This window comes from Roseicella sp. DB1501, assembly GCF_013112485.1.
Classification (GTDB): domain Bacteria; phylum Pseudomonadota; class Alphaproteobacteria; order Acetobacterales; family Acetobacteraceae; genus Paracraurococcus.
Window position 1 is genome coordinate 519725 of the sequence record NZ_JABFHG010000002.1, and the last position, 14616, is coordinate 534340.

The 14616-nt window shown below is 73.8% G+C and carries 14 protein-coding genes; 10 read left to right on the top strand and 4 right to left on the bottom strand.

The window, feature by feature from the left end; translation table 11 throughout:
• Positions 1 to 68: 68 nt before the first annotated feature.
• The 3 genes from HJG45_RS05880 (at position 69) to HJG45_RS05890 (ending at position 2849) form a co-directional block, all read left to right on the top strand.
• Entirely contained in the window at positions 69 to 443 is a 375-nt protein-coding gene (locus HJG45_RS05880; RefSeq protein ID WP_171611144.1) for a DUF2155 domain-containing protein, read from the top strand.
• Positions 440 to 1429, top strand: a complete 990-nt coding sequence (locus HJG45_RS05885; RefSeq protein WP_171611145.1) for an MBL fold metallo-hydrolase — start codon at positions 440 to 442, stop codon at positions 1427 to 1429. Before HJG45_RS05880 ends, HJG45_RS05885 begins: the two co-directional genes overlap by 4 nt.
• Positions 1430 to 1667: 238 nt before the next feature.
• Complete coding sequence (locus HJG45_RS05890) at positions 1668 to 2849, top strand: GNAT family N-acetyltransferase (protein WP_171611146.1); 1182 nt, start codon at positions 1668 to 1670, stop codon at positions 2847 to 2849.
• 107 nt (positions 2850 to 2956) lie between these two features.
• Here the strand turns inward: HJG45_RS05890 and HJG45_RS05895 are convergent, their stop codons facing one another.
• Positions 2957 to 3580: a HupE/UreJ family protein gene (locus HJG45_RS05895; protein WP_171611147.1), complete on the bottom strand. Its 624-nt coding sequence runs from the start codon at positions 3578 to 3580 to the stop codon at positions 2957 to 2959.
• Between the two features lie 160 nt (positions 3581 to 3740).
• Here HJG45_RS05895 and HJG45_RS05900 point away from each other — a divergent pair, with 160 nt between their 5' ends.
• The 4 genes from HJG45_RS05900 (at position 3741) to HJG45_RS05915 (ending at position 8323) form a co-directional block, all read left to right on the top strand.
• Positions 3741 to 4205, top strand: a complete 465-nt coding sequence (locus HJG45_RS05900; RefSeq protein WP_171611148.1) for a cupin domain-containing protein — start codon at positions 3741 to 3743, stop codon at positions 4203 to 4205.
• A 208-nt stretch (positions 4206 to 4413) separates the two neighbouring features.
• Positions 4414 to 5259, top strand: coding sequence for a DMT family transporter (locus HJG45_RS05905; RefSeq protein ID WP_171611149.1), 846 nt, complete (start codon positions 4414 to 4416; stop codon positions 5257 to 5259).
• Positions 5256 to 7277 carry a DNA/RNA helicase domain-containing protein gene (locus HJG45_RS05910; RefSeq protein WP_171611150.1) on the top strand — a complete coding sequence of 674 codons (2022 nt, stop codon included), beginning with the start codon at positions 5256 to 5258 and terminating at the stop codon, positions 7275 to 7277. The genes HJG45_RS05905 and HJG45_RS05910 overlap by 4 nt, the downstream gene beginning before the upstream one ends.
• Positions 7274 to 8323: a hypothetical protein gene (locus HJG45_RS05915; protein ID WP_174890390.1), complete on the top strand. Its 1050-nt coding sequence runs from the start codon at positions 7274 to 7276 to the stop codon at positions 8321 to 8323. The genes HJG45_RS05910 and HJG45_RS05915 overlap by 4 nt, the downstream gene beginning before the upstream one ends.
• Positions 8324 to 8358: 35 nt before the next feature.
• Here HJG45_RS05915 and HJG45_RS05920 read toward each other — a convergent pair whose 3' ends face one another.
• From HJG45_RS05920 to ybaK, 3 genes are all read right to left on the bottom strand, one after another.
• On the bottom strand, positions 8359 to 9342 hold the full coding sequence (locus HJG45_RS05920; protein ID WP_171611151.1) for a tripartite tricarboxylate transporter substrate binding protein: 984 nt from the start codon (positions 9340 to 9342) through the stop codon (positions 8359 to 8361).
• Positions 9339 to 10328 carry an MDR family oxidoreductase gene (locus HJG45_RS05925; RefSeq protein WP_171611152.1) on the bottom strand — a complete coding sequence of 330 codons (990 nt, stop codon included), beginning with the start codon at positions 10326 to 10328 and terminating at the stop codon, positions 9339 to 9341. Before HJG45_RS05925 ends, HJG45_RS05920 begins: the two co-directional genes overlap by 4 nt.
• A 109-nt stretch (positions 10329 to 10437) precedes the next feature.
• Positions 10438 to 10896: a Cys-tRNA(Pro) deacylase gene (gene ybaK, locus HJG45_RS05930; protein WP_368040519.1), complete on the bottom strand. Its 459-nt coding sequence runs from the start codon at positions 10894 to 10896 to the stop codon at positions 10438 to 10440.
• 328 nt (positions 10897 to 11224) lie between these two features.
• Between ybaK and HJG45_RS05935 the strand changes: the two genes are divergently transcribed.
• From HJG45_RS05935 to HJG45_RS05945, 3 genes are all read left to right on the top strand, one after another.
• Entirely contained in the window at positions 11225 to 11680 is a 456-nt protein-coding gene (locus HJG45_RS05935) for a (2Fe-2S)-binding protein (RefSeq protein ID WP_171611154.1), read from the top strand.
• Position 11681: 1 nt separating this feature from the next.
• Complete coding sequence (locus tag HJG45_RS05940; protein WP_171611155.1) at positions 11682 to 13979, top strand: xanthine dehydrogenase family protein molybdopterin-binding subunit; 2298 nt, start codon at positions 11682 to 11684, stop codon at positions 13977 to 13979.
• A gap of 242 nt (positions 13980 to 14221) precedes the next feature.
• On the top strand, positions 14222 to 14608 hold the full coding sequence (locus tag HJG45_RS05945) for a hypothetical protein (protein WP_171611156.1): 387 nt from the start codon (positions 14222 to 14224) through the stop codon (positions 14606 to 14608).
• The last annotated feature ends 8 nt before the right edge of the window (positions 14609 to 14616 follow it).

Here is a 14616-nt window from a genome sequence, read left to right on the forward strand (position 1 = left end):
GTGGCTTGGCTACGCCACGCTGGTGGCGGCGCCCGTCCGGGCGCTCCGCCGGCTGCACGTCAGGATTGATGCAAGCCCGCATCACCTGGTTGGCCGGGCTCGCGACCCTGGTCCTGCTCGGCGCGGCGCGCCCGGCCGCGGCGCAGGGCTGGGAGCCGAAGCCCGTCGCCGAGCTGCAGCTGCTCGACAAGGTGACGGCGCGCGTCACCGTGCTGCCGGCGAAGGTCGGGCAGCCGGCGCGGTTCGGCACGCTCACCATCGATGTCCGCGCCTGCAACGCCCGCCCCGTCGGCGAGGTGCCGGATGCTGCGGCCTGGATGGAGATCACCGACAGCCTGCGCGGCAATGCCGTCGTCTTCCGCGGCTGGATGTTCGCCAACGCGCCGGGCGTCAGCATGCTCGAGCATCCGGTCTACGACCTGCGCGTCCTCGACTGCAAATGACCGCGGCGGCGCCGCCCGCCCCCGCCGCCGGCCACCATGCCGGGCGCGGCTTCCGCAACCCGCATGACGCGACCCAGCACAGCCTGCGCGATGTCTGGCGCTGGCGCCGCACCGCCCGGCCGGCGCCCTGGCCGGCCTGGATCGCCGACCCGCCGCAGCCGCCGCCCGCGCGGCTCGGGCCGGGCGAGATCGGCGCCACCTTCATCGGCCATGCCAGCTTTTTCCTGCAGATCGGCGGGCGCTGCCTGCTGCTCGACCCGATCTGGTCGAGGCGCGCCAGCCCGCTGGCCTTCGCCGGGCCGCGCCGGGTGCGGGCGCCGGGCCAGCCCCTCGCCGCCCTGCCCGGCTGCGACCTGCTGCTGGTGAGCCACAACCACTACGACCATCTCGACCTGCCGACCCTGCGGCAGGTGCGGCGGCGCTGGTCGCCGCCGGCGGTGACCGGGCTCGGCAATGCCCGGCACCTGGCCAAGGCCGGGATTCGCGCGGCGCGGGAGCTCGACTGGTGGGAGGCGACGGAGGTCGCCGGGCTGCGCGTCACCTATGTCCCGGCGCAGCATTTCTCCGCCCGCACCGCCTGGGACCGCAACCGCAGCCTCTGGGGCGGCTTCGTCATCGAGACGGTCGCGGGCCCCGCCGCCTGCGTCTACTTCGCCGGCGACAGCGGCTGGTGCCCGCATTTCGCCGAGATCGGCCGGCGCTTCCCGCGCATCGACCTCGCCCTGCTGCCGATCGGCGCCTATGCGCCGCGCTTCTTCATGAAGACCCAGCACATGGAGCCGGAGGAGGCGGTGATGGCGCATCGCGCCCTCGGCGCGCGGCGCAGCCTCGGCATGCATTTCGGCACCTTCGCCGGGCTGACCGACGAGCCGATCGGGGAGCCGGAGGCGCGGCTGGCGGCGGCGCTGGCGACCGAGGGCCTGCCGGCGGACGAATTCGCCACCCTGCCCTTCGGGGCGAGGCTGGTGCTGCCCGCCGGTCGGTGAGTCCGGCGCCGGCTTCACACGCTCGTCATCGGCGCGGCGCAGGGCAGCAGGTGCCGGCGCGTCGCCGGCCCGGCAGTCTCCCCGCATGCTCTCCGGCTGGCGGCCCTCCGATTGGTGGCGGCTCTGGTTCTGGTGGTGGCCGATGGGCGGGTGGCTGCCGGCGCGGCCGCTCGCCGCCCGGCCCCTCGCCGGAGGCGGGTCTTGCCCTCGGCCTGCTGCACCGCACATGCTGGGGCAGATGCCCGACAGCGCCCCTGCCCTCACCCTCTCGCTGCATCCCGGCATCGCCGAGATCCCGGCGGGCGACTGGGATGCCTGCGCCGGCGAGGACAACCCCTTCGTCAGCCACGCCTTCCTCGCCGCGCTGGAGGCGAGCGGCAGCGCCACCGGCCGCAGCGGCTGGCTGCCGCAGCACGCCGCGCTGCGCGATCCGGCCGGCCAGCTCGTCGCCTGCTGCCCGATGTACGCGAAGAGCCACAGCCAGGGCGAATACGTCTTCGACTATGGCTGGGCCGATGCCTTCGAGCGGGCCGGCGGCAATTACTACCCGAAGCTGCAGGTCTGCGCCCCCTTCAGCCCGGTGCCGGGGCCGCGGCTGCTGACGCGGCCGGGCAGCGGCATCGGCCCCGGCGCCCTGGCGCAAGGGCTGGTGCAGGCCTGCGGCCAGCTCGGCCTCTCCTCCGTGCATGTCACCTTCTGCGAGGAGGCGGAGTGGCAGGCGCTCGGCGAGGCCGGCTGGCTGCAGCGGCTGGGCACGCAATTCCACTGGCACAACCAGGGCTATGGCAGCTTCGAGGACTTCCTCGGCGCCCTCGCCTCGCGCAAGCGTAAGGCCATCCGGCGCGAGCGGCGCGACGCCGCCGCCTCCGGCTTCGTGCTGAAGACACTGCGCGGGCACGAGATCACGCCGCGCCACTGGCAGGCCTTCCACCGCTTCTACCGCAGCACCACCGACCGCAAATGGGGCCGCAGCGCCTATCTGAACGCCCGCTTCTGGCCGCTGCTCGGCGAGGCGCTGGGCGACCGGGTGGTGCTGATGGTGGCCGAGCGGGACGGCGAGCCGGTGGCCGGCGCGCTGAACCTGCTCGGGCGCGAGGCGCTCTACGGCCGCAACTGGGGCGCCGTGGTGGATGCGCCCTTCCTGCATTTCGAGCTCTGCTACTACCGCGCCATCGACTTCGCCATCGAGCACAAGCTGCCCCGCGTCGAGGCCGGGGCGCAGGGCGAGCACAAGATCCAGCGCGGCTATCTGCCGGCGCCGACCTATTCGGCGCATTGGATCGAGCATGCCGGGCTGCGCCGGGCGGTGGGCGAGTTCCTGGCCCGCGAGCGCCCGGCGATGCAGCGCGAGATGGCGGCGCTGGCGACGCTTTCGCCCTTCCGCCAGGACGGGCAGGCCGAGGGCGCGCCGGAGGGCTGATCACGCCCCGCGCCTCCCGTTGCCCCGCCGCGGCAGGCTGTGACGCATCCCGCGCCCTGAACGACTCAGCGGGTTCCCGCGACGATGCGCAGCAGCTTCGTGCAGATTTACGCCAGCAGCGCCGCGCCCAGCGCCACCGCGCCGATGCCGGCAACGGCAAGGCCGGCGAGGCGGCGCGGCTGCACGGATCGCGCCGCGCCGAACCAGCGCGCCGCCGCCATGGCGCCGAGCACCAGCGCCGCCTGCATGACGGTGAGGCTCGCCAGATAGCCGAGCACCGGCACCGGCCCCGCGCCGGCCACCGCCTCGGCATAGGCATGGCCATGCACCAGCCCGGCCAGCGCCGCCGCGAGGCCGAGCAGCGCCGCCGGCCGCGGCGCCGGCGCCAGCAGCAGCGCGCCGGCGAGCAGCACGCTGAGCGCGACCAGCGCCTCCACCGGGCCGAGGCCGATCCCCGCCAGATGCAGCGCCGCCCCGGCCAGCCCGCCGGCGAGCACCAGGCCGAGCGCCCGCAGCCCGCGCGCCGGCGCCGCCGCCGCCAGCAGCCCGATGGCCAGCAGGAAGGCGAGATGGTCGAGCCCGATGACCGGATGCGCCAGGCCCGAGGCGACGCCCTGCCAGAGCGTCGCCGGCGCCGCCCCGCCCATGGCGTGATGCGCCAGGGCCGGCCGCGGCAGCGCCGCGGCGGCGGCGAGCCAGGCGGCGCCTTGGATGATCCGGCCTCCGGTCATGCTCCGCATCCCCCTCCCCCTCAGCTGTCCCGTCGGGCGGCAGCCTTGCCCGGCCGGGACGGCGGGGCAAGGGCGCGGCGCGGACGGCACGCGAAACGGCTGGGCGCCACGCCCGGGCTCGGGCAGGCTGGCGGCGCAAAGGATAACCGGAGGAACGCCCATGCGCCTGCCCGTCATCGCCTGCGGCCTCGCCGCGGCCTTCGCCGCCGGCCTGCTCGCCGCCCGCATCGCCCCGCCCGCCGGCGCCCAGACCGCGACGCCGCCCGCGCTGACGCCGCACATCGTCAACCTGGCCGCGCTGAGCGAGGAGGAGATCGGGCCGCTGATCAACAACACCGACCTGCGCAGCCGCGGCCTGGTGGTGACGGAATACGGCACGGTGGCGGTGCAGAGCGGCAACGTGATGAAGCACTTCCACGCCGATGCCAACGAGATCCAGTACGTGATCGCCGGCAGCGGCAGCTTCTGGCTCGGCGACAGGCAGGTGGAGGTGAAGCCGGGCGATCTCGTCGTCATCCCGAAGGGCACGGTGCATGCCGGCTCGAAGGCGACGAGCGGGCGGTTCCGGGTGCTCGCCATCAAGCTGCCGCCGCAGCGGCCGGACGACGTGCGCCCGGTCCCCTGATTCCCCACGAAGCCGCTGCGCGTCTTCGCGGGGGCCCCGGGAGTCGCTCAAGGTCCGAAGTCCGTCATAGCCTGCCGAGGCGAAGCCTCGGCAGGGCAACGGGAGGCGACTGCGGAGCGGGACGTGTCCATCCGATGACGGACGCTTCGCGGCATGATGAGAGGGACGCCGCACGCTGCTGATCGCCTATGCCCAGCTGGCGCTGTCCATGGCGCTGGTCGGCGCCAATGTCGGCGTCGCCAAGCTGCTCGCCGCCGCGCTGCCGATCCCGATGATCGCCTTCCTGCGCTGCCTGCTCGCCTGCCTGCTGCTCTGGCCGCTGGCGCGGGCGCGCGAGGGGCGGGTGCGGGTGGGCGGGCCGGTGCTGCGCAACCTGGCGCTGCAGGCGCTGTTCGGCACCGCGCTCTACAATGCCGGGCTGCTCGCCGGGCTGCGGCTGACCACGGCGCTGGAGGGCGGGCTGGTGCTGGCCACGCTGCCGGCCGTCGTCGCCCTCGGCAGCGCGCTCTGGCTGCGCGAGCGGCTGGCGCCGCGGCAATGGCTGGCGGCGGCGCTCGCCGCCTGCGGCATGGGCGCGATCACCCTCGCCCGGCTCGGCGATGCGGGCGGTGCCGGCTCGGCGCTCGGCAATGCGCTGATCTTCGCCGGCGTCTGCGGCGAGGCCGCCTATGTGCTGCTCGCCAAGCGCATCGCCGGCCGCGTGCCGGTGATCACCGCCAGCTTCTGGATGCAGGCCTGGAGCGCGCTGATGCTGCTGCCCTTCTGCCTGCCCAGCCTTGGCGCCGTCGCGGCGCTCGCCGATCCCGGCCTCGCCGGGCTGCTGGTCTTCCACAGCCTGACGGCGAGCGTGCTCTGCCTGCTGCTCTGGTATGCCGGGCTGCAGCGCGTGCCGGCCGGCGTCGCCGGCGTCTTCACCGGCTTCCTGCCGGCGACGGCGGCGCTGACCGCGGTGCTGCTGCTCGGCGAGCGCGTCACCCCGGTGCACGGCATCGGCTTCGCGCTGACCGGCGCCAGCCTGCTGCTCGCCACTTGGCCGCGGCGCGGGGCGCGATGAGGGCGTGGTTCGCCTGCAGCGGCGCGGAATTCCTCGCGCAGGATCCGCGCGCCATCGCCGGCCGCCTCGCCGCGGCGCAGCAGGCGCGCGGCTTCGCCGGGTCGCCGGATCAGGGCCAGGCCTGGGCGGCGCAGCTCGCGGCGCTGCGCCGGGCGATCGCGGCCTGCGGCGGCGCAGCCTGGACCCTCGCGCTGGAATACGAGCTGCTGCGGCTGGAGAAGCGCATCGACGCGGTGCTGCTGACCGATCGCGCCATCCTCTGCCTGGAGTTCAAGACCGCCGCGCCCTCGCCCGCCGCCCTGGCCGAGGCGGAGGATTACGCGCTCGACCTGCGCGACTTCCATGCCGGCAGCCGGCGGCACGCCATCGTGCCGGTGTTGGTGGCGGGGCAGCGCGGCTTCACGCCGCCGGCGCAGCCCTGGCTGCTGCCGACCCAGCCGACCGAGCCGCTGCTCTGCGGCGCCGGGGATCTCGGCCGGCTCGTCGCCTGGGTGCAGGCGGTGCTGCCCGCCCCCGCCGAGCCGCTCTCGGGCGCCGTCTGGCTCGCCGCCCCCTACCGGCCGGTGCCGGGCATCATCGAGGCGGCGACCATGCTCTATGCGCGGCACGGCGTCGCCGAGATCGCCGCCGCCCGAGCTGATGCGCCGAGCCTGACGCGGACCGCCGAGGCCATCGCCCGGCATGTCGCGGCGGCGCGGGCCGGGCAGCGGCGGCTGGTGGTCTTCGTCACCGGCATCCCCGGCGCGGGCAAGACGCTCTGCGGCCTCAACGCCGTCTTCGGCCCGGCGCGGCAGGATGGCGCCGCCTTCCTCACCGGCAACGCGCCGCTGGTCGCGGTGCTGCGCGCGGCGCTCGCCCGCGATGCGGTGGCGCGCGGCGCCTGCGGCCGGGCGGAGGCAGAGCGGCGGGCCGCCGCGGCGCTGCAGAACGTGCATCGCTTCCTCGAGGATTGCGCCACCGATCCCGCGCGCTGGCCGCCCGAGCGGCTGATCGTCTTCGACGAGGCGCAGCGCGCCTGGGACGAGGCCAAGGCGCGCACCGGCACGCAAAACAGGCGCTCCCGCCTCACGCTGAGCGAGCCGGCGCATACGCTCGAGATCATGGCGCGGCGGCCGGGCTGGGCCGTGGTGGTGGCGCTGATCGGCAACGGCCAGGAGATCAACACCGGCGAGGCGGGCATCGCCGAATGGGGCCGGGTGATCGGCGGGTCGCGCGGCTGGCAGGCCGTCGCCGCGCCGCGCGTGCTGACGGCGACGGACCCGGTGCAGCGCCTGGCGGAGGGGCAGCCGGATTGGCTCGCCCTCGATGCCGATCTCGACCTCACCGTGCCGATGCGCGGCGTCGGCGAGAGCGCCGGCGCCGCCTGGGTGCAGGCGGTGCTGGAGGACGACGCCGCGGCGGCGCGACGCATCGCGGCCGGGGTGCCCGCCCTGCCCTATTGCATCACGCGCGATCTCGGCGCCCTGCGGGCGGCGCTGCGCCATCTCGCCCGCGGCCGGCGCCGCGCCGGGCTGGTCCGCGCCGCCGGCGCCCGGCGGCTGCGGGCGGAGGGGCTGGCGGCCGAGGTCTCCGGCAAGGAGGTGCCCGACTGGTTCCTCCGCCGCTGGCCGGATGTGCGCGCCTCCGACGCGCTGGAGGCGGCGGCGACGGAATATGCCTGCCAGGGGCTGGAACTCGACGTGGTCGGGCTGGCCTGGGGCGGCGACTTCCTCCGCGGCCGCACGGGATGGCAGGCGCGCGCCTTCGTCGGCCATCGCTGGCAGCGGGCGACGCAGGATTTCGCCTTCATCCGCAACACCTATCGCGTGCTGCTGACCCGCGCCCGCTACGAGACGGTGATCTGGGTGCCGCGCGGCTCGGCGGCCGACGATCCCTTCCACGACCCCACCCGCCCCACCGCCGAGATGGACGCCATCGCCGAGTTCCTCCGCGCCTGCGGCGCCCGGGCGCTGGATGCGCCCCCCGCCACCGCGCCGCGCCCCGCCGATCTCTTCAGTACAGCCGAGGACGCATCGTGACCGATTCCCATCCCGGCCTCGCGCAGGAGGTCGCCGACCTGCATCGCGCCGCCTTCACCGGCCTCGTCCTCGCCGCCGTCGCGCGGCGCGGCACGCCCGCGGCGGCCGAGCTCGTCTTCGCCATCTTCCGCCGCCAGCACCGCGAGCGCTTCCTGCCGGGGCTGCACAAGCTCGGCCTGGCGCATCTGCCGCATGCCGTCGCGGCAGCGCAGTACCACTACCTCTCGAACCGCATCGGCGGCGTCGCGGTGGACTATGCGCGGGAGAGCGACCGCAAGGCCTGGATCCGCTACACCCCGCCGCGCTGGCTCTGGCACGGCACCGCCATCTGCGGCATCCCCGGCGAGGTCTCGCGCGCCATGCTGCGCGGCTGGCATGCGCAGAACGGCGTCTCGCTCGGCAATCCGCGGCTCGGCTTCGTCTGCACCGGTCAGGTGGCGGATGGCGATCCGGCGCTGGAGGGCTACTACCTCGAGCACGAGCGCGACCTGGCGCCGGAGGAGCGGCTGCGCTTCGCCCGCGCCAAGGCCTCGCCGGATTACGACCCCGCCGCCATGCCCTGGGTGGAAGCCCTGCACTGGCCGGCGGAGCGGCTGCGCAAGGCGCATCGCAATTACGCCATGGAATATCTCCGCACCGCCATCCCCTGCGCCATCGACCTCTTCGGCGCGGCGGAGGCGGTGGCGCTGGTCGGGCTGGCGCTGCGGCAGGTGGGGATGCAGTGGCGCGCGCCGCTGGCCGCGGCGGCGGGCCTCACCGGCCGCGGCCCGGTCGAGGCGGCGGCGCTGCTCGCCGCCATCGCCCTGGCGCAGGGCGAGCGCGGCGTCGAGCACGATGCCGATCATGTGGCACAGACGAGCTGGGCGCTGATGCGCGGCGTGGCCGATCCGCATCCCGCCGCCTTCGCCTGCTGGAACGCGCTCTGGGAAGGGCTGGTCGCGGCGCATGACCCGCGGCTCGCCCTCACCGTCGAGCGCCGCCTCGATCTCGGCGAGGGCGCCTTCCGCTGGCGCATCGCCCCGCGCCCGCGCCCGCAGCCGGTGTGACGGGTCCCACCGCGGGGGCGCGTCGCGGGGATAGACTACTCCGGCTCGATCCCCGCGGCGCGCGCCATGCGGCCCCATTTGGCGATCTCGTCGCGGATGAAGCCGGCGAATTCCTCCGGCGTCGAGCTCATGCCGTCGAAGCCGATCTCGCCCAGCCGCTTCACCGTCTCCGGCCGGTCCCAGACGCTGCGGAGATCGGCATTGATCGACCGCACCATCTCGGGCGGCATGCGCGCCGGCCCGAGCAGCCCGGCCCAGGCCGCGACGTCAAAGCCAGGCAGGCCGACCTCGTCGAGTGTCGGGATCTCCGGCAGCAGCTTGCTCCGCGCCTTGGTCGTCACGCCGAGCACCCGCAGCTGCCCCGCCTTCACCTGGCCGAGCGAGGAGGAGACATCGACCACCATGCAGGCGACGCGGCCGGCGACGACATCGGTGATGGCGGGCGGCGTACTGCGATAGGGCACATGCGTCATCTCGACGCCGGCCTGCGCCGCGATGGCGCCGCCGGCGACGATGCCGGTCGCATTGCCCGTGGCGTAGCTGAGCGCGCCCGGCCTCGCCTTCGCCGCCGCCAGCAGCTCGGCGAGGCTGCGATAGGGCGAGCCCTCCGGCACCACCAGCCAGAAATTGTAGTTGCCGGTGCGGCTGATGGCGGTGAAGTCGCCGATCGGGTCGTAGTCCAGCCGCTTCATCAGCGCCGGATTGGCGGCATGCGGCGTGTTCGTCGTCATCAGCAGCGTGTGGCCGTCCGGCGCGCTGCGGGCGCAGGCGACGGCGGCCAGCATGCCGTTGGCGCCGGCGCGGTTCTCGACCACCAGCGGCCGGCCCCAGACCGGCTCCAGCAACTGCGCCAGGATGCGCGAGACCGCATCGGTGCCGGAGCCGGCGCCGAAGGGCACGATGATGGTCACCGGATGCGAGGGCCGCCAGGGCTGCGCCCGCGCCGGGCGGCTGCCGGCCGCGGCCAGCAGGCCCGCGGCGCCGAGCAGCGCCCGCCGCCGCGCCGGCACGGCGCTCATCCGCCGATCTCGACCACGACGCGGCCGCGCACCCGGCCGGCGAGGATCGCCTCGGCGGTCTCCGGCACCTGGTCGAGGCCGATGGTCTTCGTCATCGCCGCGAGCTTGCCGCGGTCGAGCTGCTGCGCGAGGCGCGACCAGGCCTCCAGCCGCAGGGGGCGCGGCGCCATGACGGAATCGACGCCGAGCAGCGCGACGCCGCGCAGGATGAAGGGCGCGACCGAGGCCGGCAGGTCCATCCCCTGCGCCAGACCGCAGGCCGCGACGGCGCCGCCGTAGCGGAGCTCGGTCAGAAGGCCGGCCAGGGTCTTCGAGCCGACGGTGTCCACCGCCGCCGCCCAGACCTCCTTGCCGAGCGGCCGCGCGGCGCCGCCGGCATAGCGGTCGCGCGGCACGATCTCCTTCGCGCCGAGGGATTCGAGATAACCCTGCTCCTCCGGCCGGCCGGTGCTCGCCGCGACGTACCAGCCGAGCGCCGAGAGCAGCGCGATGGCGACCGAGCCGACGCCGCCCGCCGCGCCGGTGACCAGCACCGGGCCGCGATCGGGCGTGAGGCCGTACCGCTCGAGCGCCATGACGCAGAGCATGGCGGTGTAGCCGGCGGTGCCGATCGCCGCTGCCTCGGCCGGCGCCATGCCCTGCGGCAGCGGCACCAGCCAGTCCGCCTTCACCCGCGCCCGCGGCGCATAGGCGCCCGGATGCGTCTCGCCGAGGCCCCAGCCGTTCAGCAGCACCGCATCGCCCGGCTTCACCTGCGGGCTGGAGGAGCTCTCGACCAGGCCGACGAGGTCGATGCCCGGGACCATCGGGAAGCGCCGCACCACGGGCGCGCGGCCGGTGACGGCGAGGCCGTCCTTGTAGTTCACCGTGGAATGGCTGACGCGCACCACCACCTCGCCGTCCGGCAGCTCGGACTCCGCGAGGTCGCGGAAGGCGGCGCGGGCGGTCTGCCCCGCTTCCGGCTTGTCCACCACCAAAGCCCGCATGCGCTCTCTCCCCCTGATCCGGTGCCGGCCCGCCTGCCGACGCGACATGGCGCGCCCGCCGCGGCGGAACCATGGCGGGAGGGCGGGCGGCGGCGCGTGTCGGGGCCTTCTACTCCGCCTGCAGCGGGCAGACCACGGCCTCCATCGCCGTCGCCAGGTCGTCGGGCGCGAGGGCGATCTGCAAGCCGCGCCGGCCGCCATTGACCACCACCTCGGCATGCTGCCTGGCGCTGGCATCGACGAAGCAGCGCAGGCGCTTGCGCTGGCCGAAGGGGCTGATGCCGCCGACGACATAGCCCGTCGCGCGCTCGGCCCGCGCCGGATCGGCCATGTCGGCCCGCTTCACACCCGCCGCCGCCGCCAGCGCCTTCAGCGAGAGCCGCGCATCGGAGGGGATGGCGGCGCAGACCATCTCGCCGCCGTCGAGCAGGCAGACCAGCGTCTTGAAGACCCGCGCGGGCTCGATGCCCATGGCCGTCGCTGCCTGCAGCCCGACCGCTTCCGCGTCCGGATCGTAGTCGTATTCCAGCAGGCGGAAGCGGATGCCGGCCGCCTCGGCCGCGCGCACGGCGGGCGTCCTCCTCGATGGCATGGCGGCGCGATGTGCTCCCTGATACGCAACCGAGCCTATAGCGGATCGGGGCGGAACCGAACCGCATTCCGCGGCGCCGCGACCGCAGGGCAGAGGGCGTTTGCACGGAAGCGTGATTCCAGCGGGCGGCCCAATCTTGTGCGGAGGATGACCGAAGCCGCCTTCGCGCCCTAGACTATCGAGGCCGGACAATCCGCGACGATGCCGTATCGTTGCGAATACGATGAAAAGTTGCATGAGCCGTGCGTGAGGGCGTTCCCTTTCAGCCCATGCGCGTGCTCTGCGCCGGTCGAGGAGGAACTCCATGGTCAAGCTGCGTGTCAACGGCGAGGAGCGCGCCTATGACGGCGATCCCGCCATGCCCCTGCTGTGGTACCTGCGCGACGAGCTGGCCCTGACGGGCACCAAATTCGGCTGCGGCGTCGCCGCCTGCGGCGCCTGCACCGTGCATCTGAACGGCGAGGCGGTGCGCGCCTGCGCGACGGCCATGGCCGATGTCGACGGCCAGGCGATCACCACCATCGAGGGGCTGAGCCCGGACGGCAACCATCCGGTCCAGAAGGCCTGGCGCGCCATCAACGTCCCGCAATGCGGCTACTGCCAGGCCGGGCAGATCATGCAGGCGGCGGCGCTGCTGCAGCAGACCCCGCAGCCCTCCGACGAGGAGATCGACGCCAGCATGCAGGGCAACATCTGCCGCTGCGGCACCTATCAGCGCATCCGGGCGGCCATCAAGGCCGCGGCACGGGGAGCGGCGTGACATGACCGATCTGCGCATCGAGAAACCCTCCCGCCGCCTGCTGCTGCAGGGCGCCGCCGCCGGTGGCTTCCTGCTCGCGCTCCGCGTGCCGCCAGCACGCGCCGTGGAGGACGCGCCGAAGCCGAAATTCGGCGCCGACGCCATGCCGCATGGCGTGGTGAACGACCCGCTGGTCTTCGTCTCCATCGCGCCGGACGGCATCGTCACCATCATCTGCCACCGCGCCGAGATGGGCCAGGGCGTGCGCACCGGCATGCCGATGATCATCGCCGACGAGCTCGAGGCCGATTGGTCGAAGGTGCGGATCGAGCAGGCGCCGGGCGACGAGATCCGCTACGGCAACCAGGACACCGACGGCTCGCGCTCGACGCGGCACTTCCTGCAGCCGATGCGCGAATGCGGCGCCGCGGCGCGCCAGATGCTCGAGGCCGCGGCGGCCAAGCGCTGGGGCGTGCCGGCGGAGCAGGTGAGCGCGCGCAACCACCAGCTCGTCCATGCCGGCACCAACCGTAGCCTCGGCTATGGCGAGGTGGCGGCGGAGGCGGCGAAGCTGCCGGTGCCGAAGCCCGAGACGCTGAAGCTGAAGGAGGCCTCGGCCTTCCGCTACATCGGCAAGGGGGAGCTGCCGATCGTCGACGGCTTCGACATCACCACCGGCCGCGCCAGGTACGGCCAGGACACCGTCCTGCCGGGCATGCTCTTCGCCGTGGTGGCGCGGCCGCCGGTCTTCGGCGGCACGGTGGAGGCGGTGGATGATTCGGCGGCGCTGAAGGTGCCGGGCGTGGTCAAGGTGGTGCGGCTCGAGGGCACGCCGCCGCCGGCCAAGTTCTTGCCGCTCGGCGGCGTCGCGGTGATCGCGCGCAACACCTGGGCGGCGATGCAGGGCCGCGAGGCCCTGAAGATCACCTGGAAGGACGGCCCGAACGCCTCCTACGACAGCGACGCCTACCGCGCCGCCATCACCGAGACCGCCCGCAAGCCGGCCAAGGTGCTGCGCAAGGAGGGCGACCTCGACGGCGCCATGGCCAAGGCCGCGAAGAAGATCGAGGCCGAGTACTACGCGCCGCATCTCGCGCATGCGACGATGGAGCCGCCGGCCGCGACGGTCCGCATCGCCGACGGCAAGGTCGAGTGCTGGACCAGCGCCCAGAGCCCCTATTCGGTGCGCGGCGAGCTCTCCGAGCGGCTGAAGGTGCCGATGGAGAACGTCTCGGTGCATATCGAGCTGCTCGGCGGCGGCTTCGGCCGCAAGTCGAAATGCGACTATGCGATCGAGGCCGGGCTGCTCTCCAAGGCGATGGACGGCAAGCCGGTGAAGGTCGTCTGGACGCGCGAGGACGACATCCAGAACGGCTACTACCACACCGTCCAGGCCAACAAGCTCGAGGCGGGGCTCGACGCCGACGGCAAGGCGGTGGGCTGGATGCATCGCAGCGTCTTCCCGACCATCGTCAGCATCTTCGCGCCCGATCCGAAGCAGGGCGCCGGCTTCGAGGTGGGGATGGGCCTCTACGACACGCCCTTCGCCATCCCGAACATGCGCATCGAGAACGGCGCGGCCGAGGCGCATACGCGCATCGGCTGGTTCCGCTCGGTGATCAACATCCCGCACATCTTCGCCGCGCATTCCTTCGTCGGCGAGATGGCGCATGCGGCCGGCCGCGACCCGAAGGACTACCTGCTGGAGCTGATCGGCCCGGCGCGGATCGTCGACCTGCCGGTCGGCAAGGACTCGACCGAGTTCTGGAACTACAACGAGGATCCGCGGAAATACCCGATCGATACCGGGCGGCTGCGCAAGGTGGTCGAGCTGGCGGCGGAGAAGGCGGAATGGGGCCGCAAGCTGCCGCCGCGGCACGGGCTCGGCATCGCCGCGCATCGCAGCTTCGTCACCTATGTGGCGACGGTGGTTGAGGTGGCGGTGGACGAGCAGGGCAATCTCTCCGTGCCGCGCGTCGACGTCGCCATCGATTGCGGCTTCTTCGTCAACCCGGAACGCGTCCGCTCGCAGGTCGAGGGCGCCTGCGTGATGGGCATGTCGCTGGCGACGAAGAGCGCCATCACCTACAAGCAGGGCCGCGTCGTCCAGTCCAACTACACGGATTACGAGGTCTCGCGCATCGACGACGCGCCGCGCGACGTGCGGGTGCATATCGTGCCCGCCGGGCTCGACGTGCCGCCGAGCGGCGTCGGCGAGCCGGGCCTGCCGGTCTTCGCCCCGGCGCTCTGCAACGCCATCTTCGCCGCGACCGGCAAGCGCATCCGCGAGCTGCCGATCGGGACGCAGCTCAAGGCGTGATGGAGGCGGGGCGGCCGGCCATGCCCGGCCGCCACCTCATGCCGGCCGGCAGCGATGGTGATCCATCGCTGCCCTCAAGCGCCGGCATTGCCTCCGGTGGCTTGGCCATTCGGGGCCTCGGAGTGGTCAGGTGACCGGTCCGCCGCTCTCCCTCCCCGGCGTGCGGGCCAGCGGCATCGCTGCTATCCTGTCCGCGCAAGAACCGATCGCGGACTTCGCCGCGCCGGAACCGGGAGGGACCGATGCCTTCGACCCGACGTACGCTCCCCATCCTCGCCCTGCTCGCCGCGGGCGGCCTCGCCGCCTGCAACCGCACCGCGCCGATCCAGGATGGCGGCGGCAGCTTCATCGGCCAGGCGACGCTGAACCAGCGCGGCGACCAGATCCGCCGCGCCGGCGCCGAGCTCGGCTGGGCGATGGAGCCGAGAGGGCCGGGGCTGATGCGCGGCACGCTCAACCTCCGCACCCATCAGGCGGTGGTCGACATCCCCTACGACACGCGGCGCTTCAGCATCCGCTATGTCTCGAGCAGCAATCTCGACTATGACGGGCGGGTCATCCACCGCAACTACAACAGCTGGGTGCAGAACCTGCAGAACGGCATCATCGTCGAATCCGGGAAGCCGTGACCGACGCC

What these genes read in the sequence shown, in the direction of transcription:
- HJG45_RS05880 (WP_171611144.1), top strand. Translation starts at nt 69, where the DNA reads ATGCAAGCCCGCATCACCTGGTTGGCCGGGCTCGCGACCCTGGTCCTG.
- HJG45_RS05885 (WP_171611145.1), top strand. Translation starts at nt 440, where the DNA reads ATGACCGCGGCGGCGCCGCCCGCCCCCGCCGCCGGCCACCATGCCGGG.
- HJG45_RS05890 (WP_171611146.1), top strand. Translation starts at nt 1,668, where the DNA reads ATGCCCGACAGCGCCCCTGCCCTCACCCTCTCGCTGCATCCCGGCATC.
- HJG45_RS05895 (WP_171611147.1), bottom strand. Translation starts at nt 3,580, where the DNA reads ATGACCGGAGGCCGGATCATCCAAGGCGCCGCCTGGCTCGCCGCCGCC.
- HJG45_RS05900 (WP_171611148.1), top strand. Translation starts at nt 3,741, where the DNA reads ATGCGCCTGCCCGTCATCGCCTGCGGCCTCGCCGCGGCCTTCGCCGCC.
- HJG45_RS05905 (WP_171611149.1), top strand. Translation starts at nt 4,414, where the DNA reads ATGGCGCTGGTCGGCGCCAATGTCGGCGTCGCCAAGCTGCTCGCCGCC.
- HJG45_RS05910 (WP_171611150.1), top strand. Translation starts at nt 5,256, where the DNA reads ATGAGGGCGTGGTTCGCCTGCAGCGGCGCGGAATTCCTCGCGCAGGAT.
- HJG45_RS05920 (WP_171611151.1), bottom strand. Translation starts at nt 9,342, where the DNA reads ATGAGCGCCGTGCCGGCGCGGCGGCGGGCGCTGCTCGGCGCCGCGGGC.
- HJG45_RS05925 (WP_171611152.1), bottom strand. Translation starts at nt 10,328, where the DNA reads ATGCGGGCTTTGGTGGTGGACAAGCCGGAAGCGGGGCAGACCGCCCGC.
- HJG45_RS05935 (WP_171611154.1), top strand. Translation starts at nt 11,225, where the DNA reads ATGGTCAAGCTGCGTGTCAACGGCGAGGAGCGCGCCTATGACGGCGAT.
- HJG45_RS05940 (WP_171611155.1), top strand. Translation starts at nt 11,682, where the DNA reads ATGACCGATCTGCGCATCGAGAAACCCTCCCGCCGCCTGCTGCTGCAG.
- HJG45_RS05945 (WP_171611156.1), top strand. Translation starts at nt 14,222, where the DNA reads ATGCCTTCGACCCGACGTACGCTCCCCATCCTCGCCCTGCTCGCCGCG.